We start from the raw sequence: 18,626 nt of genomic DNA, 5'->3' as shown, positions 1-18,626 counted from the left end.
AACAAATATCTGAAAAGACCAGAGCCATCCTCATCTGCGTTACTGTTTGCCGCGCAAATGAAACTTCTCGATGCCCGGCTTTTCGCAAAAGTCTAAGCGTATCATCTCCGTCATCTCAGATTTTGGTTTTTACGAGATTTTGTCTATGTCCTACGATGTCATTATTGTCGGCGCCGGTCCGGGAGGATTAGCATGTGCCGAAAACACAGCCCGCATGGGTCTCAAAACCCTGGTGTTGGAACGCAAACCAATACTGGGCCGAAAAGTCTGCGCTGGAGGAGTTACCTGGAATGGCCTGGTAAAGAAAGTGCCGGTCGATATCATGGAGCGGCAATGTGCGACGCAGTATATTTTCACCCGGTCGCAACAGATCAGCGTCACTGCGCCGACGCCGATCATCGCCACGGTTAACCGGGAAAAGCTCGGAAGACTGATGGGCGACAAAGCGCGACAGGCCGGCGCCCATATCCGTCTTGGTTGCCAGGTAAACACAATTACTGACAACGCCGTCACTTTTGTGGATACGACGAACGGGAAAGCCGAGCAACTCAACTTTACGTACCTGGTCGGCGCCGACGGATCGTCTTCTCTGGTGCGACGACATCTGGGTATCCCGATACGCGATATTGGCATTGGCATTAATTATCAGCTTCCCGGCACGTATCCGGATATGGAGTGGCACCTCAACAGTTTTTTCTTTGCCAGCGGCTATTCCTGGGTTTTCCCCCATCAGCAGACAGTTTCCATCGGCGCATATGTTGATGCCAGGGTGATGAAAGCAAAAGAATTACAGACAAATCTGCTCAAATGGGGCGAAACAGTCGGGCATAATCTGTCCGCTCACCGGGGGAAAGCGGAATATATCAATTTTGATTATCGCGGCTATCGTTTCAACAACATATTTCTCATAGGCGATGCCGCCGGCCTTGCTTCAGGCCTGACGGGCGAAGGAATATACCCGGCAATCGTCTCCGGCGAGGCGGTAGCTCGTTGTATCGCGGACGCGGACCACATCCCTGAAGACTTACACCGTATGATCAAAAATCATACCCGACACCGAAAATTGGTTACCCTTCTTGGCAAAAACAGGTTCATCGCAACTTTTCTTGCCGAATGTATTGCCTTTGGTCTTAATAAAAGATGGCTAAACTTTAGTGCTGCAGAAATGGCCCGCTAAACTGCACTCTCTACATATCTGAAAGTCAATGAAACGAAAAAAGAATGCAAAAATGCTTGTCAGCAATATATTTTTTATAATTCTATGCGCAAGTATCCTGATCTTTCTCCTCCGCGCCCCAAAGGAGACGACGACCCCTCTTCCCCACAACGATATTCATAATCGTTTTTATGCTATCAAGGATAAAAAAGAGGCAGAAAAATTCTGCCTCGATTGTCACGATCAGGGCAAAGAAGCTCCCCTTTCAGAGAATCACCCTCCCAAATATCGCTGTTTATTCTGTCACAAGCGACCCTCTGAATAGAGCTTTAGCATCTCGTAACCGTTTACTGCTTATCTGCTTTTGGAGACTATCTCATAAACATCACGGGAAAGATTCTTTATTGCCAAAATCCTATCGAGTTCCTGCTGCATCAATCCCTGCCGCTTTTCATCGTAGCGTCGCCAGTTGATTAATGGAGCGATCAGTCGGGCGGCAATCTGCGGATTAATTGCATTCAACTGTTCTATTTTGTCGGCGAGAAATCGATAGCCGGCACCAGTCCGGTCATGAAACCGAACATGATTACCGGAACAGAACGCACCGATAAGGGCTCTGACTTTATTAGGGTTAGAAATAGAAAACGACACATTATTGGTAAGTTGCTTAACATTATCCAATGTGGTTTCGAGCCTGGAGGTAGCCTGCAGGGTAAACCATTTATCAAGCACCAACGGGTCCTGGTTCCATTTGCTATAAAAATCGTTCAGACCATTATCCCGCAGTGAATTGTCCAAGTTGACCAGATTGGCCAGGGCCGCTATAGCATCAGTCATATTACTTGCCTGGCGGTACTGTTCATAACAAAGATTCTGAATGTGATCGGGGAGCGGATCAAGCGACATGAGATAGGAAAGACAAACGTTTTTCAAACTTCTTCCACCCATGGCCTCAGGTGTTAAGGTATACGTGCCGGTCTGCTGATTATCATAATAAAGAGCCGTGAACTGCTCGACATTTCTTTGGGCCAGTTCTCTTTTAACCAGCTGTCTGGCCATATGCAGGGCGTCCGGATCGACAACAGCCATCTCCTGCGCCAGCGTTGTTTCCGCCGGCAATTGCAGGGCAAGGGCAAGAAGAGCAGTATCGTCAATTTTTTCCGAGAGTGCTCTAGAGACAGAGTCAAGAAACAGTTCTTCCACTGTTGGCGGCTGGTTGTTCTGCAGTTTTTCCGCCACTTCGAGAATCACTTCACTGGCGAGACGGGTTGCTGCGTCCCAGCGATTAAAAAGGTTGGAATCTGCTCGGATAAGCAGCGAGAGTTCCTCACGGGACTGAAAGCTTTCCACCCTGACCGGTGCAGAAAAATCCCGCAGAAAAGAAACAACAGGCTTCTCGTCGATATTTTGCAAAGTGAAGAGCTGTTCCCGCTCCTGCAGCTGCAGAACGACTGAGCCTTGCGGGCCATCAAGCAGATCCCGGCCATCAGCGCCAAGCAGACCCACCGTAACCGGCATATGAAACGGTTTCTTCATCGTTTGCCCCGGGGTATCCGGGCAACTTTGTCGAATAAGCAGTCTATATTCTTTTTCCTCTGCAAGCCACTCCCCTTTCACTTGTAAAACCGGCGTGCCTGCCTGGGAATACCAGTTTTTAAATTGGTCCAGATCGATTCCGGATGCATCGGACATGGCGGCGGCAAAATCATCACAGGTTACCGCCTGTCCGTCATGGCGGGCAAAATAGAGGTCCATGCCCTTGCGAAAAAGCTGGGGCCCAAGGAGCGTATGCATCATCCGGATGACTTCCGCTCCTTTGTTGTAAACGGTCGCGGTATAAAAATTGTTGATTTCCTGGTAGGAATCGGGACGCACGGAATGGGCCATTGGCCCCGCATCCTCCTTGAATTGAAAATTTTTCAACACGCGCACATCGTCGATTCTCTGTACGCTCCGGGAGTTCATATCGGCAGAAAATTCCTGATCCCGGAAAACGGTCAAGCCCTCTTTCAGGCTGAGTTGAAACCAGTCCCGGCAGGTTACCCGGTTTCCCGTCCAGTTATGAAAATATTCATGGGCGATCACGCCTTCGATCCCCAGATAATCCTGATCGGTGGCACTCTCCGGGGTGGACAGCACATATTTGGAATTAAAAATATTCAACCCCTTGTTCTCCATCGCCCCCATATTAAAATCATCAACGGCAACGATCATGAAGGTATCAAGATCATATTCGAGCCCGAAAACCTCTTCGTCCCAGCGCATCGCTTTTTTCAAGGAGCGCATGGCATGGCCACATTTTTCTTTGTTTCGTTCTTCAACAAAAATTTTCAGTTCAATGATCCGGCCGCTCCCGGTGACGAACTCCTCTTCGATACTGACCAGCTGGCCGGCAACCAGGGCAAAAAGATAACTGGGTTTCGGGAAGGGATCTTCGAAGAGAGCAAAATGCCGATTTTCCGCCAGATCGCCCTTGTCGATAAGATTTCCATTGGACAACATGACCGGACAAGTCAGTCTGTCGGCTTCAATACGGGTGGTGAATCGGGTCAGCACATCGGGGCGATCGGGATAATAGGTGATCTTTCTGAATCCTTCGGCCTCACACTGACTGCAGTAATTGCCACTTGACCGGTAGAGCCCTTCCAGCGAAGTGTTTTTTTCCGGATAAATAACAGTGGTAATCTCAAGGGTGAATGCGCCGGGAAGCTGATCAAGCTGCAGGGTTGTATCATCGCGGTGATATTCATGTTGTTCAAGTTCTTTTCCATTCACACTGACCGACTGCAGGTCCAGTTGCTCGCCAAACAGCAGCAACGGGGGATTTTCTTGCACGGACTCCGGATTTATCCGGTATTTCCCACTGGCTGTGACCACGGTTCGATCCTCGTACAGTTGAAATCGCAGATCCAGCTTTTCGATGACATAGTCAAATACCGTATAGGCATTGCGGTAGATACTAGTCGGTGTTTCCATATTCATATGCGTGTTCCTTTTAAAAATCGTTCCCAGAGTACCAATAGTGCCTGCGTAATTTCTGGACAGCAAAGCGATTAACGGACCCCGACGATACGCTGATGATATTGATGCATTGTACCGGTTACCTTGCACGTCCGCAGACAAAGCAGATTGAGTACTGGAAATCGTTTACTCTTTTTCCCGATTTCACCGGCAAAGAGAGTTGTCGGTTGACAGTCCCCGTCATTCAATTATATTTGATGACGTCATCGCTGAGTTGCATAACGTAACGCCTTTTATCCATAAAACAACTGAGAAACATATAAATGATTACAATCAATGAGCATTATCTAAAACTTCAGGCCTCATATCTTTTTTCCGACATTGCCAAGCGGGTGGCTGCTTTTCAAAAAAACAATCCAGATAAAGACATAATCAAGCTCGGCATTGGTGACGTTACCAGGGGATTGCCTGCCGCTGCCATCAAAGCCTTTCATAATGCCGTTGATGAAATGGCCAACGATGCCACTTTTAAAGGATATGGTCCGGAGCAGGGCTATGATTTTCTGCGCCAGGCGATTGCCATAAACGATTTCCAGAGTCGTGGGGCCGATATTGCTGCCGATGAAATATTTGTCAGTGACGGGGCAAAATGCGACACCGGCAATATCCAGGAACTCTTCAGCCAGGATATCAAAATAGCCATCCCCGATCCGGTATATCCAGTGTACCTCGACACCAATGTTATGGCCGGCCGTACCGGAACCTTTACCGATGGCAGATATCAGGGGCTGGTCTACCTCGACAGCACCAGAGCAAACAACTTCGTGCCGGCACTTCCGGCGGAAGACGTTGATTTGATCTACCTCTGTTTTCCCAATAATCCTACCGGATCGACCATCTCCAAAGCTGAGCTGAAAACCTGGGTCGATTACGCCAGGGAACATAAAGCGCTCATTTTATTTGATGCCGCCTATGAGGCCTTTATTCGTGACGAATCCCTGCCTAAATCTATCTACGAGATAGAAGGCGCAAAAGAAGTTGCCATCGAATTCCGCAGCTTCTCCAAAAGTGCAGGTTTTACCGGCACTCGCTGCGCTTACACGGTCGTCCCCAAACAATGCGCTGCCTATGACAGCTCCGGCAACAGACACTTTCTGCACAGTCTCTGGAACCGGCGGCACTGCACTAAATTCAACGGCGTCTCCTACCCGGTTCAACGCGCCGCGGAAGCAGTGTACAGCGAGGAAGGAAAAGCTCAGGCCAAGGCCCTTATCGATTATTACATGGAAAACAGCATGGCGGTGTGCAATACCATGGACACCCTGGGGTATGACTACGTCGGGGGCAAGAATTCCCCTTATATCTGGATAGATGGCAGGATGGACTCCTGGCAGTTTTTTGATATGCTGCTCAACAAAGCCGGTGTCGTCTGCACTCCGGGGGCAGGATTTGGCAAATGCGGCAACGGGTATATCCGGATTTCAGCCTTTAACAGCCATGAAAAGGTGCAAGAGGCGATGCAAAGACTGACAAAGGTACTCTCTGCCTAATTTAAACAATCAGCCCCGAGCTCAAGGCCGCATTTTTTTTGGAGCTCGGGGCTATACTTTTTTACAGTACCCCACCCGTGTCAGGCAACCATCAGAAAACTCAGTCTTCTTGAGAAGCTAAATCGGAGGGGCGAAAGTGGATCCGTTCCTTGATTCCCTTTAATTCAACGATTGTCTCGGCGCCATGCTCTTTCATCCAGCCGACAACTCCTTCGACGAGTTCTTCAGGGGCGGAGGCGCCGGCGGTAATACCTATTTTCTTTTTATCGATGAGCCATGCGGGATCAAGATCTCTGTAATCATCGATAAGATGTGCCTCAACACCACACTGCAGCGCGACCTCTTTCAATCGATTGGAATTCGAACTGTTTTTTGAACCTACGACAAAAAGCAGATCGGCTTTCTCGGCGAGTTCCTTAACGGCATTCTGACGGTTCTGCGTTGCAAAACAGATATTTGATTTGGGACCTTTGATATCAGGAAATCGTCTGGACAAAATTGTCAAAATACCGACGACATCGTTTTCACAGAGCGTTGTCTGGGTGACATAGGCGATTTTTGCAACGTCAGCAACCATAACATCTGTGGCCTCCCTTTCGTTCGCGACAATATGTACCCGACCGGTAACTCTTCCGGCCGTTCCTTCTACTTCGGGATGCCCGTGATGGCCGATTATGATGACATCGTAGCCCGATACATGATATTTTTCGACCATTCGATGGACACTGCTCACCAGGGGACAGGTGGCGTCAACCGTTTGCAGCCCAAGTTCTCTGGCCCGCTCCTCGATTGCCCGGGAAACTCCGTGAGCACTGAAAATACAAACCTCCCCGGGAGGAATGTCCTGCAGGTTTTCCACAAACACGGCACCGGATTCTTCTAGCTGGGCAATAACATGTTTGTTGTGGACAATTTCATGCAGCACATAGACGGGCTTGCCGTAGCGGTCAAGACTGAGTTTTACCGTCTCTATTGCCCGTTCAACTCCAGCACAGAAACCACGCGGCGCGGCGAGATATACCTCGATTGGTGTGGTCATTTCCGATTTATCTATCATGAGAATATCCGATCCAAACAGACCATGGAATATTGGAAGCAGTACAAGGTTTTCCGTTGCCAAGATGCGTCAAAGATAATCATTTTCCCGGGAATAGAAACAAAAAAGGCCACCTTCCGATTCTCTTCAAACCGAAAGATGACCTGTTTCAGCGACAGTATCGATACCTGCTCAATATCCCTGCATTTTATCCAGGAGTTCTGGTAAGAACAGTGAAATTTGAGGAACATAGGTAATAATAACGAGAAAAGTCAGAAGGACCAATAACCATGGAACACAGGCTTTTATGGCCCACCCCATGCTTCGCCCGGTTACCCCGGAAATGACGAACAGATTCAATCCGACCGGTGGAGTCAACATGCCTATTTCCATATTTACGACCATAACAATACCCAGATGGATTGGGTCGATGCCAAGTTTGACCGCAATGGGAAACAAAATCGGTGCCATAATAAGAATAATGGCGGTTGGTTCCATAAAGTTTCCGGCAATGAGCAGAAGGATGTTCACTACGAGAAGAAAATGCCAGGGGTCAAGCCCCCACTGCACTATTGTTTCGGCGATATGATGCGGAATACGCTCCGTTGTCAGCACGTGGGCAAAAAGCATGGCGTTGGCAACGATGAAAAGGAGCATGATGCTCACCTTTGATGCATCAAGCACGACTTTATTTATCTCTTTGTCGGTAATAAGTTTGGGAAGGGTAAGAATAATATGTTTGATGTTGCGTCCAACCATTATCCCGACATTTTCCCCTTTCTCCCGCCAGGGAATGTTTTTCAGAGGCCCCATATCCCGATACCCCCAGACCGCCACCCCAAAGGCATACACCGCAGACACCGCGGCCGCCTCGGTAGGACTGGCTACACCACCATAAATAGCGCCCAGAACGATAAAAATAAGCATGATCCCGCCGGTGGCACTGAAGCCGGAGGAAAAGATCTCCTTCATTCCGGCCCATGGCTGACGGGGAATTTTTTTGATGCGGGCAACAAAATAGATGACCACCATAAGCATCCCGCCCATGAGTAAACCCGGCAGGATCCCGGCCATAAACATGCGGGCAGCTGAAACTTCCGTGGCAGCAGCATAAACGAGCATGACAATGGAAGGGGGAATAAGAATCCCCAGGGTGCCGGCGTTACCGATAACACCAGCTGCAAAGCTTTCGGGATATCCGGATTTAACCATACCGACAATGACAATGGAGCCGATAGCGGCGACAGTTGCCGGCGAGGAGCCGGACACGGCGGCAAAAATCATACAGGCAATAACCGATGCCATGGCTATTCCACCGTGAATATGACCAACCATACTGAGGGCAAATCTGATAATACGTTTAGCCACCCCTCCGGTCGACAAAAAGCTCGATGAGAGAATAAAAAACGGGATGGCAAGCAGGGTGTAATGCTGTGAGAGTGCCGAAAATAATTTCAACGAAATAGAAGATAAAGAGTCGTGTGAAAACATCAGGATGGTAGCAATACTTGAGAAGCCAAGAGCCAGAGCTACGGGCATCCCGATTAACATACATCCAAAGAGCAGTATAAACAGAGCTGCAGTCGTCATTACCTTCCCTCCCCTTTCGTGATACCTTCGGCCAGTGCCATGCTTTCTTTTGCTTCATCGGCATGTTTAAAACCCGTAGCCTTTCCAGTGAGCAGAGACCAAAGGATAATCAGCAAACGAACGGTCAGGAACACATATCCGACCAACAACATTCCATGGGCAAGCCAGGCAGGAATTGGCATGTCTTGCAATTCAATTCCTATCATTTTCATCTTCGCAAGATAGATCCAGCTGCCATAGAGAATAAGCCCACAATAAACCAGAGCCAGGATGGCTGCAATACTTGACAGTATTCTCTGACCTAGCGCAGGGAAGAGTTTGACAAAGGCATCCATGCCAATGTGCGACCCAACTTTTAATCCATAGGAGGCACCGAAGAGCACCATCCACGCGGACATATGCAGCGTGAGTTCCTGGGTCCATAAAAACCCGGCGTTAAAACCAAACCGCATGACAACGTCTAGAAATACCAAAAGGGTCGTCGTTAGCAGCAGGATGCAGATAACAGCCTCTTCAGCACGATTCATCAAGCGCATAAACATGTTTTTCCCCTTACAGACAAGAAGAGTACGGCGGTTGCCTTGCAGCAAGGCGACCGCCGGTCTAATTACATATTGGATTGATACGCTGCGTCAATCATATCCTTGCCGATTTCCTTTTCAAACTGTTGCCACACAGGCTTCATAGCTTCTACCCACTGGCTTCTTTCGGCATCGTTAATCATGATTATTTCGGTTCGCTTGGAATCGATTATCGCCTGACGATCTTCCAGGTCCTTGTCTGCCGAAATCTTATTGCCATAGGCAATCGCTTCATCAATAATAGCTTTGAGTTGCGGACGAATATCGTCGGGAATACTCATCCAGAATTCTTTAGAGGTTACAACCATATAGTCGAGAAGCCCGTGGTTGGTCTCGGTGATATACGGCTGAATTTCAAAGTATTTTTGTGAATAAATATTGGAATAGGTGTTTTCCTGGCCGTCAATTGCTTTGGTCTGGAGCAAGGTGAAAACCTCAGAAAATGGCTTTTTCAAAGGAACGGCTTTTAAAGCCTGGAATTGCGCTGCGAGAACATCTGAGCTCATAATACGGAACTTGAGACCTGCTGCATCGGCAGGAACCTTCATCCGGGTGCTGGCGGAAAGCTGCTTCAGACCGTTGTGGAGGTATCCAAGGCCAACCAGGCCTTTTGGCTCAATGGTCTTCAGCAGGGCTTGACCCTTCTCACTTTTCTGAAATTTTTCTACAGCCGCCATATCTTTGAAAAGAAAAGGCAGATCGAAAATCTGCAGCTGTGTCGTATATCGATCGAACTTGGAAAGAGCAGGGGCGGCCATCTGTACATCGCCAAGAAGCATTGCTTCAAGTACGTTTTCGTCACCAAACAGCTGTGAATTTGGGAATACTTCAACAACAACTTTTCCACCGAGACGTTCAGCAACCAGGTCTTTCAGTTTAATTGCCATCTTCCCCTTGGGTGTGTTTTCGGCAACAACATGCGCAAACTTAATGGTAATCGGGGAACTCGCCAATGCAGAACCGCTAATGAGCGCTGCCGATAGAGCTGCTGTTGCAACAAGAGTCGTGATCTTTCCAAACATAATTTCTCCCTCCAGTTTGAATGTTTAGTTACCGCAATACCGGTAACAATGACTGACAGTTCCGAAACTGCCCATATTTACAGAACTAAGATTTCCACAAATATGACACAAACGTTAATGCAAACATTATACCAGAACCACCATCATGCACTTATCTTACCGAATATTTTACAGTTATTGAGTTTGAACTTAAAAATACTGGGAAATATAGGCGGAAATCCACCCATTCGCATCGTGCAGCCAATAATTTTTTTTTTATCCAAAGATAACAAAGCAATACGGAGATAAAAAGAGAACTGGAGCAGAGTAAAATAGGCGGAAATCCACCCATTCTGCGTTTTAAGGATGCACTGTAAAAGGTCTAAGGAAGGAACCCTTCAAATACGTGCTGAAGCAAAATCATGGACCGTTTATAACCAACAAATGCTGTACAATAGCAACATGCGTGTGTAACGCGTTACTTGTTATAATGTAATCTGATTCCCTCAGAAGCTCAGCCCGTCGAAATGGCAGGGGTGGGATGTTCGTTTACGGCCTCCCGGGCGAAGGTTGCCTCATAGCCCTCTTGACCTTCTGTCCGAACTGAAGTGGTACCTAAATTTTATCGAGGAGACAACTTATTTGTAATCACTTTTATTCAAGCCGTATTTTTGCATCTTGTCATACAATGTCTTTCTCGGCAACACCAGACTTGCCATTACATCCTTAATACTGCCTTTCGAAGCGACCAGAGCATGCTCAAGAAGGTCTCGCTCAAAACATTCAACCTGTTTGGCAAAAGACTGGCTTTGTATTTTCTCCTCACCGGAAAGCATCTTTTCCAAAGACCAGTCAAACTGTCGGCCAAGCAGCACATAACGCTCGGCAAAATTTCTCAGTTCTCGTACATTACCCGGCCAGGCATAGGACAACAAGGCACTCATTTGAGCATTACCGGGGGTAGGCACCTCCTGCTGATATCTATGGCCGGCAACTAACAGAAAATGATGAAACAACAGGGGAATATCTTCGCGCCTTTCTCTGAGCGGCGGAATCTCAAGGCAGACCACGTTGAGCCGGTAATAGAGGTCTTCCCGGAAAGATCCCCGTTCGGAGGCCTCCCGCAGGTCAACCTTTGAAGCGGCAACAACCCTGAGGTCCACCGGCAGAAGCCGGTTGGAGCCGAGCCTTTCAATACATCGCTCCTGCAGCACCCGGAGAAGATTAATCTGTACCCTGAGAGGCATGGATTCGATTTCATCAAGGAGCAGCGTCCCGCCATTGGCATGTTCGAATTTACCGATTCGAGTCGATTTCGCATCGGTAAATGCCCCGGCCTCATGACCAAAAAGCTCACTTTCCATTATGGATTCAGAGACCGCACCGCAATTTATGGCCACAAAATTTTTGACCCTTCTCCGACTGTTTTCATGCAGTGCCCTGGCCACAAGTTCTTTGCCCGTGCCCGTCTCCCCTAATACCAGGACATCAGCTCCCGTGTCGGCAACCTGGGCTATGGTACTCCGGAGTTGTTCCATAGCCGGAGTACGACCGATTATCCTCGGCCCGAGTGCGCTATGCAGTTCCAGTTCCCGTCGCAAATTTCGGTTTTCGAGGGTTAAAGCGCGTTTTTCCAGGCCACGCAACACGGTTTTCACCAATCTTTCTGCAGAATAAGGCTTTTCAATGAAATCATACGCCCCGTCACGCATGGCATTAACCGCAGTGGAGACATCCCCATGGCCGGTGATAAGGATGACCGGCAGGTCATGATCAATTTTCTGAACCTCCACGAGAAACTGCAGGCCATCCATCTGCGGCAGGCGAATGTCACAGACAACAATCCCAGGCCATTCACGGGTAAGAATTTCCAGGCCTTTTTCTGCGCAATCCTCTATAATTACATCGAGATCAGCAAGTTCGAGAGTTTGTTTATTCGCTAGTCGAATATGCTTTTCGTCGTCAATGAAAAGCACTTTTGCCTGTACCGTCATAGCTCTTGTGTCTCTTGCACTATTTTATCGAGGGTGAATTCAAAACGGGCTCCTTCTGCTGATGGAACCACAGTGATCTTTCCACCGAAATCTCTAACAATTCTGTCGCTAATGGTGAGGCCCAAGCCCAGGCCTTGACCCGATTTTTTGGTGGTGAAAAAGGGTTCGAAAATTTCATGCAGTACCTCTTTTGCAATCCCCGGTCCATTATCCTGGACTGCAACCACTACTTTTTCACCAATCGCATAACATTCGAGCAGGATTTTCTTGACCTTCTGTCCTTCCAAGGCCTGCATTGCATTGGAAATAAGATTGACCAGCACCTGCTGCAGGAGCACATGGTTGGCCCGCACCTCCAGATTATCCGGTCGAATATCAATAGTCAGTGCAACGGCCTCTTTACGCAAACTTGGCTTAAGAATTTCCAGAGCACCATCAATAACCCCGTGCAAAGGCACAACCGCTATCATGCCACTGGATTTCCGTGAGAACAATTTAAGCTGGTTGCCAATTTGGGCCATACGTTCGGTTAATTCGCCGATTTGTTCCAGGTTCCACATGGCATTTTCAAGCTGACCCTTCTGGAGAAACTGCTTACCGTTGTCCGTGTAGCTTCTTATTGCAGCCAGTGGCTGATTAAGCTCGTGGTTTATACCGGCAGACATCTGCCCAAGTACCGCCAGTTTGGCGGCATGGATCAGCTCTTTACGGGTACGCTTCAATTTGATTTCCGTCTGTTTCCGATCTATAATCTCTTTTCGCAACAGCTCGTTTGCTTCAGTAAGTTTCTGCGTCCGGTCAGAGACCCGTGTCTCCAGTTGTTCATTGGCCTCCTGCAGAGCTCTTTTCGATTCTTCTTCCACCCGGTGCAACTGGGCCTGGCGATGACTGCGCTGCAGAAGCAGAATTACCAGAATGTAGGCCAGACTAAATCCGGTCCCGACCATGATATTGACAATCAGGACTTTCTTCCTCAGCACTCTGGTATCGGTAAGAATATGTACATTCCAACCGGCCTGGGGCATAAACTGCGATTGCTTCAGCACCCTTCGCCGATCTTTGCCTGCTCCGTCTTCAATATTCAGTATCTCTACTTTCTCCCAGAGAGTGTTGACATTATCGCCGAGGGGCACAATCGCCGCATCCTGATAACGCCTGCTTACCGAAATTCGTTCAAGAACATCCTGCTCCAAAGGTTTGAGACTTTTAAACCGCCAGTCTGGGTTTGTGGTAATAAAAATAACTCCATCGGGATCAGAAACCAGAAAATTTTCATCGCGGTCCGCCCATTTCTGCTCGACCAGATCAATATTAATCTTGACGGCTACGGCCCCAAGTATTTCATCGTCTTTACGAACCGGATAAGCAAAATAGTACCCTCGCTTTGAGGAGGCACTCCCGAGAGCAAAATAACGTCCGAGTTTGCCTTTCATTGCCTGCTTGAAATACGGACGATAACTGAAGTTTCTGCCGATGAAAGGACGCTCCGCATTCCAGTTGGAGGCGGCGATGGTCAAGCCGTCCTTATTCATCAGATACGTGTCGAGAGTATCGCTTACTCTATTTATCGTCTCGAGATATCGATTAAGAATTTCAATGCGCTTTTTTTCATGCGGATTCAACAGGGCTCGGACAAGACTGTTATCTATCGCCAGCAACTCGGGCAGACTTTCGTACTTGCCCAGAATTCCCTGCAGATAATTAATATACAGCTCCAGACGAACGTTGCCCTGCTGAGCCAGTTCTACCAGCCCTCGCCGGTAGGTCCAGACCGAAACAACGTTCAGTATCTGAATCAGAATAATGATAAAGAAAAGGAAACTGATGAATCCCTTTTTTTTCCTCGATAACCTGATCGGCATTACATTATGTAGTGCAGCTTGCAGAGATTCATCGGCAATTACCTTATTTCAACTCCTGCTGCCTGCACAGCCTCTTTCACTTCTTTGATGGTAACCTCTTCACGGTGAAAGATACCGGCAGCAAGAGCTGCGTCTGCTGCAGTGTGTTGAAACGCATCGACAAAATGTGCAGCCTTCCCCGCACCGCTTGACGCAATGACCGGAATGGAGACATTATTCTTGACCATCGCGATAAGCTCCAAATCAAATCCACTATTAGTTCCATCTTTATCGATGCAGTTCAAAAGAATCTCGCCGGCCCCCAGCAGCTGACACGTTTTCACCAGCTGCACAACATCGAGATCACTCCCCTCTCTTCCGCCTTTTACCGTGCACTGATACCAGCAATACTTTTCCCCCCCGGGGCCCGGTGTTGCGGTTTCTATCACGACATGGCCGGTGTCAACCGGATCTTTGACGTAGATTCGGCGTGGATCAACGGAGATGACAACGGCCTGGGCGCCATAGACCTGGGAGATTTGCTCGATGGAACTTTTGCCTGTTTTTTTTCCGGTCTGCAGATATTCGAGAACGGCATAGACAGCATCGCTGCCGATAGATACCTTGTCAGCACCGGATCGAAAATATGCCGAAGCAACATCCAGAGAGGTATAGGACGTGCCGTCGGAAGCGGTAAATTCTCTGATCCCGCCGCCTATGGTCAGAGGCACGAACACATTCTCCGAGGTTTTTTCCAGCACTTCGATCATCGGCTGGTCCTGCATGGGAAAATCTCGAAAACCGGTAATGTTGAGAAAAGTGATCTCGTCCGCACCCTCTTCATAATATCGTCTGGCCAGCTCCACCGGTTTGCCAAGATTTCTTACCAATCCGTCGCTGCGCACATCATACTGGTCGCCTTTGGTGACCACAAGATCGCCGGCATCGTTGCTTCGGACATCGAGGCAGGCAATAATTCTCTTGGCTATCTGCGTCTTCTTACTGTTTTGTCTGACTGTATTGACGACAACGGAACTTGCGTTTTTCTCGGATGTTAAAAAATTATGCAATATTTTCAGTCCGGCTTTACCACTTTTTTCCGGATGGAATTGAAAGGCACTGACATTGCCTTTTTCAACCGCCGAGACAAATTCACAACCATAATCGGTGAGAGCGAGATTCCAGTCTTTCGTTGCCGGACAGACCGGGGCATGGAAAGAGTGGACAAAATACAGCTTCTCGTTGTCATATCCCGTGAACAGCTTCGATTCTTTTTGTAGTTTTATGCCGTTCCAGCCTATCTGCGGCACAGACAATTGCGTTTCAGGAAACCGTACTACCTGCCCGGCTATGATTCCGAGACCGGGAACACCGGGGGATTCTTCACTCCCTTCAAACAGGGCCTGCAGGGCAACACATATCCCGAGAAACGGTTTATTCTCCCTGATCCTTCGCTGCAGCGGCTCAACATAGCCTTTTTCCTGCAATCGGTGCATAACAAGACCAAAAGATCCCACCCCGGGGAAAATCAATTTCTCGGCAGTGACAATATCCTCAGGGGTTTTGACATTTTCTACAGTATGGCCAAGTTTGACAAGAGCATTTCTTACGCTGCGGACATTACCGGCTCCATAATCCAAAAGAGTTACAACCATTGCAATTCACCTCACCCGGTCGAAAAATCTACTCGTTACGTACCGTATAGTAGCGCCCGTAGGCGCAACTTCGGCAAAGAATCTTACCTTCAACCTCAACATCTCTTTTATCCTGCACCCAGTCAAGGCACTTTTCGCACCTGACTCTTTTGAGCGGTCTGCCCGGCAGATCTTCCTCAGGAATTTGAACCTCAACAGCCTCTACCCGAAACAGCTCCTCCTCCGGCATAACCTTGTAGGCTTCCAGCTGCCGGGCATATTTATCAAAGACGTCACTACAGTATTTTTTAGACAGTTCTCGAGACTCTTCCAGAGCGGTCACCCTCACTGCCTCTCTTGAGTCAAGATTGACAAACGTTGCGGCCATAACCCCGTGATCGACCCATTTCATCGATCGTTTACCGAGAGTGCAGCCGGTAACGGTCTGAATGGCATCTGTCGCACATCGGTCAATTTCAACAAACACATAGAGTTTTTTCCGATCAGTGCCCTTGGGATCATGTATATTCAGGTACGAAAGTGCCAGCATGCACATACGCACGCCAATCACCTGGCCGGCGCAGACATGTCCATGTATACGAGTTGCTTCATCTAACAGATCATCAAAAGATTTCATCGGATTTTCTTGTTTTTTGAATTCAATCACTTGTTAACACTCTTCAGTTGGAGCGATCAATCAGCCGATTTCCACGGACCAGCTCAAGATACCTGCCATCAAACTTGACTGTCAACCGTTATCAACTGCAAAAACAAAAAGGCCGTTCCTGATGAGGAACGGCCTTTTTGCGGGACACTTACTATCAATATGCTTAGCAACACTGTCACTTTGCCTGAAAGTGCAGTACCTGTGTTATGCTATGCTTCCTTGCGATGTACTCATTCAGACACTGTAACCTTGGGTATGATCTTAGTGCAATCCTCCAGCTTATAGGACATTTCAGTCCCCTTGACGGAGGAAGTACCCTGACAAAATTCTCTTATTTTTGAAGCACTCCCTTCTGGAGTGAGAAAAGAAAATAATTGAAAGGTACAGAACGCATATTAACAGTTACCGTATCGATGATTCATGAATATTCAGGATTAATTGACAGTCTCAGACAATTTGCTACCAGCTTTGAACTTGACCACTTTCTTCTCTGGAATCTCAATGGTTTTCCCTGTCTGCGGATTTCTGCCCTGACGAGCATCACGTTTTGAAACAGAGAAAGTGCCAAAGCCGACGAGAGTCACTTTGTCACCCTTTTTCAGGCTCTCAGCAACCGCTGCGAGGGTACCGTTCAATGCTTTTTCTGCAGCTGCTTTACTGATGTCGGCTGCACCTGCGATGCTCTCAATTAATTCCTTCTTGTTCATGAATTCCTCCCTGCTTGATCTTTCTTTTGCAAATCTAATGAAGACTATAACGACTGTCCTCTTTCCCTGAAAATGCCGATTTACCTAAACTCTCTTGTGTTGTCAAAAAATATTTTTTTGAAACTCTTCTTGACAAAAAAAAATAAATTGGCGCAACCCTTTGTATTCAGGGTGATACGCTCATTACAAGGCACCATAATTGAATCGGAAATCAGAATCAAGCAATAAATCGCACTCATCTGAATAAGTTTCAACTTCACACGGAGCCAATAATTATGCATTACACCGCGCATCAATGTGGATGAGCGGTGTAAATATTACAACCTCATTCGTGGCAATACTTGGGCAGGTTTTTTATATACTATATATCTAGTCAGGAACCGACCAAGACACTACGCCTTGTGCAGCAACCCTTCCCAACACCCATTGCTTCGTTTTCGTTTCATTTTTTATAAGGATCTCAACCCTGACCATCCGGTAAAAGCTCAGCCGGTTTATTCAGTTGAAACCTTCCTTCGGATATATCTTTTTTAAGAATTTCAGCAATTGCCCGAGCCTTCACCATACTCGACAAAGGCGCAGTTTTTACTTTTTTACCATTTACTTCAATTTCACCCGATTTCAATTGGGCATAACTGACCTGACCGTAGCTTCTGCCGATGCCGTTGGTATAGTCATGGCCGTAATCGACTATCTGGGTAAAAATTTCAGCATCGGAGACTCCGGTATATGCAGCAAGTTCACTGTTTAAAACGGGAATGGGAATACCGAGCCCCACGGCCAGAGAATTGCCGTAACCAAGAATGGATACCCCGCGCAACCATTCAGCACTCATCCGTTTTAAATCACCCTGCACCATGATTGTGCCGGCTGGCTTGACGGGCACGCCGTTGCTGTGCCGGGGTGCATGAGGATTATGCTGGGTACCTTGCCAGGTAACATAACCATAGGCGCCGCCAAGAAAAATCCGCGTACCAACCCCAATGGTTTTATAATAGGGATCGTTGAGGAGAGGACTTAATTCACCGGCACTGCAGAAATTAGCATTGCCGCAATTCGGCTTCAGCATACCCATATAGGTATACACAGCCTTGTTCGACAAATTGACCGCACAGTTGTAATTCTGGTAGCCATTTCGAGGATTGCAGAGCAACGCATAGGGGAGATCGTCCAGGCCGACCTCTTTCTTCATTTTTTTTGCCGCATAACAGTCGGTCCCGTACGCTTTAGCTTCCAGCAAAAGTCTTTTTCCACGCAGCAGATCTTCTATGACGTGGCCGCCGCCATACCTGAACTCACCGGGATAAATTTTATTCAAAGGATCGTCTTCAGCCGGCTCAGTAGCACCAAGATATGCATCGACCGCCGCAAGTCCTGCATACGCAGGAACTTTGTTTATCCAGACCTGTGAGGCTTTAATGGTCGGGGTCATCTGGCCGAAATTAAAAAACAGGCCGGAAGAACACATGGGAGCGAACGTTCCTGTGGTGACTATATCAACTTTCCTGGCCGCCCCTTCCGGACCGTCTTTCTTGACAATGTCGACCATTTCTTCGGCAGTGACAACAACCGCCTCCCCGGCCTTTATCCGGGCATTTATTTCCTCGTAGGTTTTCTGTATTTTCTTTTCACTCATTTGATTCCTGCTATTTTTGATTTAAATATAATCTCCTAAAAAAGCGAAACAGGCGGAAATAACTCTCTTGATTTTTTTATTGCTGCCAACAAACACAGAACGCAAGCTGCCGGACACTCAATATGCCGGCAGCTTATAAAATACTCTGATACGTCCCATAGCCCTGACTAAAAAGTCTACTATAGCTCTCTTTTGCGCCTTGACATAGTAATTTCTTTGGCCTAGTTTATTTGCGCTGGATGGAGCAAACCCGCAGAAAATTCTTTCCCATT

The 18,626-nt window shown here is 47.8% G+C and carries 13 protein-coding genes; 2 read left to right on the top strand and 11 right to left on the bottom strand.

The genetic code is table 11. The annotated features are described in order from the left end of the window. Nucleotides 1–145 precede the first annotated feature (145 nt). Nucleotides 146–1,177, top strand: coding sequence for an NAD(P)/FAD-dependent oxidoreductase (locus FCL47_RS04210; RefSeq protein WP_167496357.1), 1,032 nt, complete (start codon nt 146–148; stop codon nt 1,175–1,177). A 333-nt stretch (nt 1,178–1,510) separates the two neighbouring features. Here FCL47_RS04210 and pepN read toward each other — a convergent pair whose 3' ends face one another. Next, nucleotides 1,511–4,138 (bottom strand): aminopeptidase N, encoded by a 2,628-nt coding sequence (gene pepN / locus FCL47_RS04200; protein ID WP_240744132.1) that lies wholly within the window; start codon nt 4,136–4,138, stop codon nt 1,511–1,513. A 302-nt stretch (nt 4,139–4,440) separates the two neighbouring features. Between pepN and FCL47_RS04195 the strand changes: the two genes are divergently transcribed. Further along, on the top strand, nt 4,441–5,667 hold the full coding sequence (locus FCL47_RS04195) for an LL-diaminopimelate aminotransferase (protein ID WP_136812228.1): 1,227 nt from the start codon (nt 4,441–4,443) through the stop codon (nt 5,665–5,667). Nucleotides 5,668–5,767: 100 nt separating this feature from the next. Here the strand turns inward: FCL47_RS04195 and ispH are convergent, their stop codons facing one another. The 10 genes from ispH to FCL47_RS04145 all read right to left on the bottom strand — a co-directional run bounded on the left by ispH (nt 5,768) and on the right by FCL47_RS04145 (nt 18,354). After that, nucleotides 5,768–6,724, bottom strand: a complete 957-nt coding sequence (gene ispH / locus FCL47_RS04190; protein WP_240744131.1) for a 4-hydroxy-3-methylbut-2-enyl diphosphate reductase — start codon at nt 6,722–6,724, stop codon at nt 5,768–5,770. 171 nt (nt 6,725–6,895) lie between these two features. After that, a complete protein-coding gene (locus FCL47_RS04185) occupies nt 6,896–8,293 on the bottom strand; it encodes a TRAP transporter large permease (RefSeq protein WP_136812227.1) in 1,398 nt (465 codons plus the stop codon). Next, nucleotides 8,293–8,835, bottom strand: a complete 543-nt coding sequence (locus FCL47_RS04180) for a TRAP transporter small permease (RefSeq protein WP_136812226.1) — start codon at nt 8,833–8,835, stop codon at nt 8,293–8,295. The genes FCL47_RS04185 and FCL47_RS04180 overlap by 1 nt, the downstream gene beginning before the upstream one ends. 65 nt (nt 8,836–8,900) lie before the next feature. After that, complete coding sequence (locus FCL47_RS04175; protein WP_136812225.1) at nt 8,901–9,896, bottom strand: TRAP transporter substrate-binding protein; 996 nt, start codon at nt 9,894–9,896, stop codon at nt 8,901–8,903. A 617-nt stretch (nt 9,897–10,513) separates the two neighbouring features. Continuing rightward, nucleotides 10,514–11,869, bottom strand: coding sequence for a sigma-54 dependent transcriptional regulator (locus FCL47_RS04170; protein WP_136812224.1), 1,356 nt, complete (start codon nt 11,867–11,869; stop codon nt 10,514–10,516). Beyond that, nucleotides 11,866–13,731, bottom strand: a complete 1,866-nt coding sequence (locus tag FCL47_RS04165) for an ATP-binding protein (protein ID WP_136812223.1) — start codon at nt 13,729–13,731, stop codon at nt 11,866–11,868. The genes FCL47_RS04170 and FCL47_RS04165 overlap by 4 nt, the downstream gene beginning before the upstream one ends. A 38-nt stretch (nt 13,732–13,769) precedes the next feature. Beyond that, nucleotides 13,770–15,365, bottom strand: coding sequence for an imidazole glycerol phosphate synthase subunit HisF (gene hisF, locus FCL47_RS04160; RefSeq protein ID WP_136812222.1), 1,596 nt, complete (start codon nt 15,363–15,365; stop codon nt 13,770–13,772). Nucleotides 15,366–15,393: 28 nt separating this feature from the next. Further along, nucleotides 15,394–15,981: an FmdE family protein gene (locus tag FCL47_RS04155; RefSeq protein ID WP_136812221.1), complete on the bottom strand. Its 588-nt coding sequence runs from the start codon at nt 15,979–15,981 to the stop codon at nt 15,394–15,396. Between the two features lie 464 nt (nt 15,982–16,445). After that, complete coding sequence (locus FCL47_RS04150; RefSeq protein WP_255580646.1) at nt 16,446–16,757, bottom strand: HU family DNA-binding protein; 312 nt, start codon at nt 16,755–16,757, stop codon at nt 16,446–16,448. Between the two features lie 421 nt (nt 16,758–17,178). Then, a complete protein-coding gene (locus tag FCL47_RS04145) occupies nt 17,179–18,354 on the bottom strand; it encodes a homocysteine biosynthesis protein (protein WP_136812219.1) in 1,176 nt (391 codons plus the stop codon). Nucleotides 18,355–18,626 lie beyond the last annotated feature (272 nt).

Origin of the sequence: Desulfopila sp. IMCC35006, assembly GCF_005116645.1 — a bacterium.
In the GTDB taxonomy this organism is placed as follows: Bacteria; Desulfobacterota; Desulfobulbia; order Desulfobulbales; family Desulfocapsaceae; genus Desulforhopalus_A.
The sequence above is the reverse complement of the archived record's forward strand: the minus strand, read 5'-3'. Positions and strand labels throughout refer to the sequence as shown.

What these genes read in the sequence shown, in the direction of transcription:
- FCL47_RS04195 (WP_136812228.1), top strand. Translation starts at nt 4,441, where the DNA reads ATGATTACAATCAATGAGCATTATCTAAAACTTCAGGCCTCATATCTT.
- hisF (WP_136812222.1), bottom strand. Translation starts at nt 15,365, where the DNA reads ATGGTTGTAACTCTTTTGGATTATGGAGCCGGTAATGTCCGCAGCGTA.
- FCL47_RS04170 (WP_136812224.1), bottom strand. Translation starts at nt 11,869, where the DNA reads ATGACGGTACAGGCAAAAGTGCTTTTCATTGACGACGAAAAGCATATT.
- FCL47_RS04185 (WP_136812227.1), bottom strand. Translation starts at nt 8,293, where the DNA reads ATGACGACTGCAGCTCTGTTTATACTGCTCTTTGGATGTATGTTAATC.
- FCL47_RS04155 (WP_136812221.1), bottom strand. Translation starts at nt 15,981, where the DNA reads ATGAAATCTTTTGATGATCTGTTAGATGAAGCAACTCGTATACATGGA.
- pepN (WP_240744132.1), bottom strand. Translation starts at nt 4,138, where the DNA reads ATGAATATGGAAACACCGACTAGTATCTACCGCAATGCCTATACGGTA.
- FCL47_RS04180 (WP_136812226.1), bottom strand. Translation starts at nt 8,835, where the DNA reads ATGTTTATGCGCTTGATGAATCGTGCTGAAGAGGCTGTTATCTGCATC.
- FCL47_RS04145 (WP_136812219.1), bottom strand. Translation starts at nt 18,354, where the DNA reads ATGAGTGAAAAGAAAATACAGAAAACCTACGAGGAAATAAATGCCCGG.
- FCL47_RS04175 (WP_136812225.1), bottom strand. Translation starts at nt 9,896, where the DNA reads ATGTTTGGAAAGATCACGACTCTTGTTGCAACAGCAGCTCTATCGGCA.
- FCL47_RS04165 (WP_136812223.1), bottom strand. Translation starts at nt 13,731, where the DNA reads ATGCCGATCAGGTTATCGAGGAAAAAAAAGGGATTCATCAGTTTCCTT.
- FCL47_RS04210 (WP_167496357.1), top strand. Translation starts at nt 146, where the DNA reads ATGTCCTACGATGTCATTATTGTCGGCGCCGGTCCGGGAGGATTAGCA.
- ispH (WP_240744131.1), bottom strand. Translation starts at nt 6,724, where the DNA reads ATGATAGATAAATCGGAAATGACCACACCAATCGAGGTATATCTCGCC.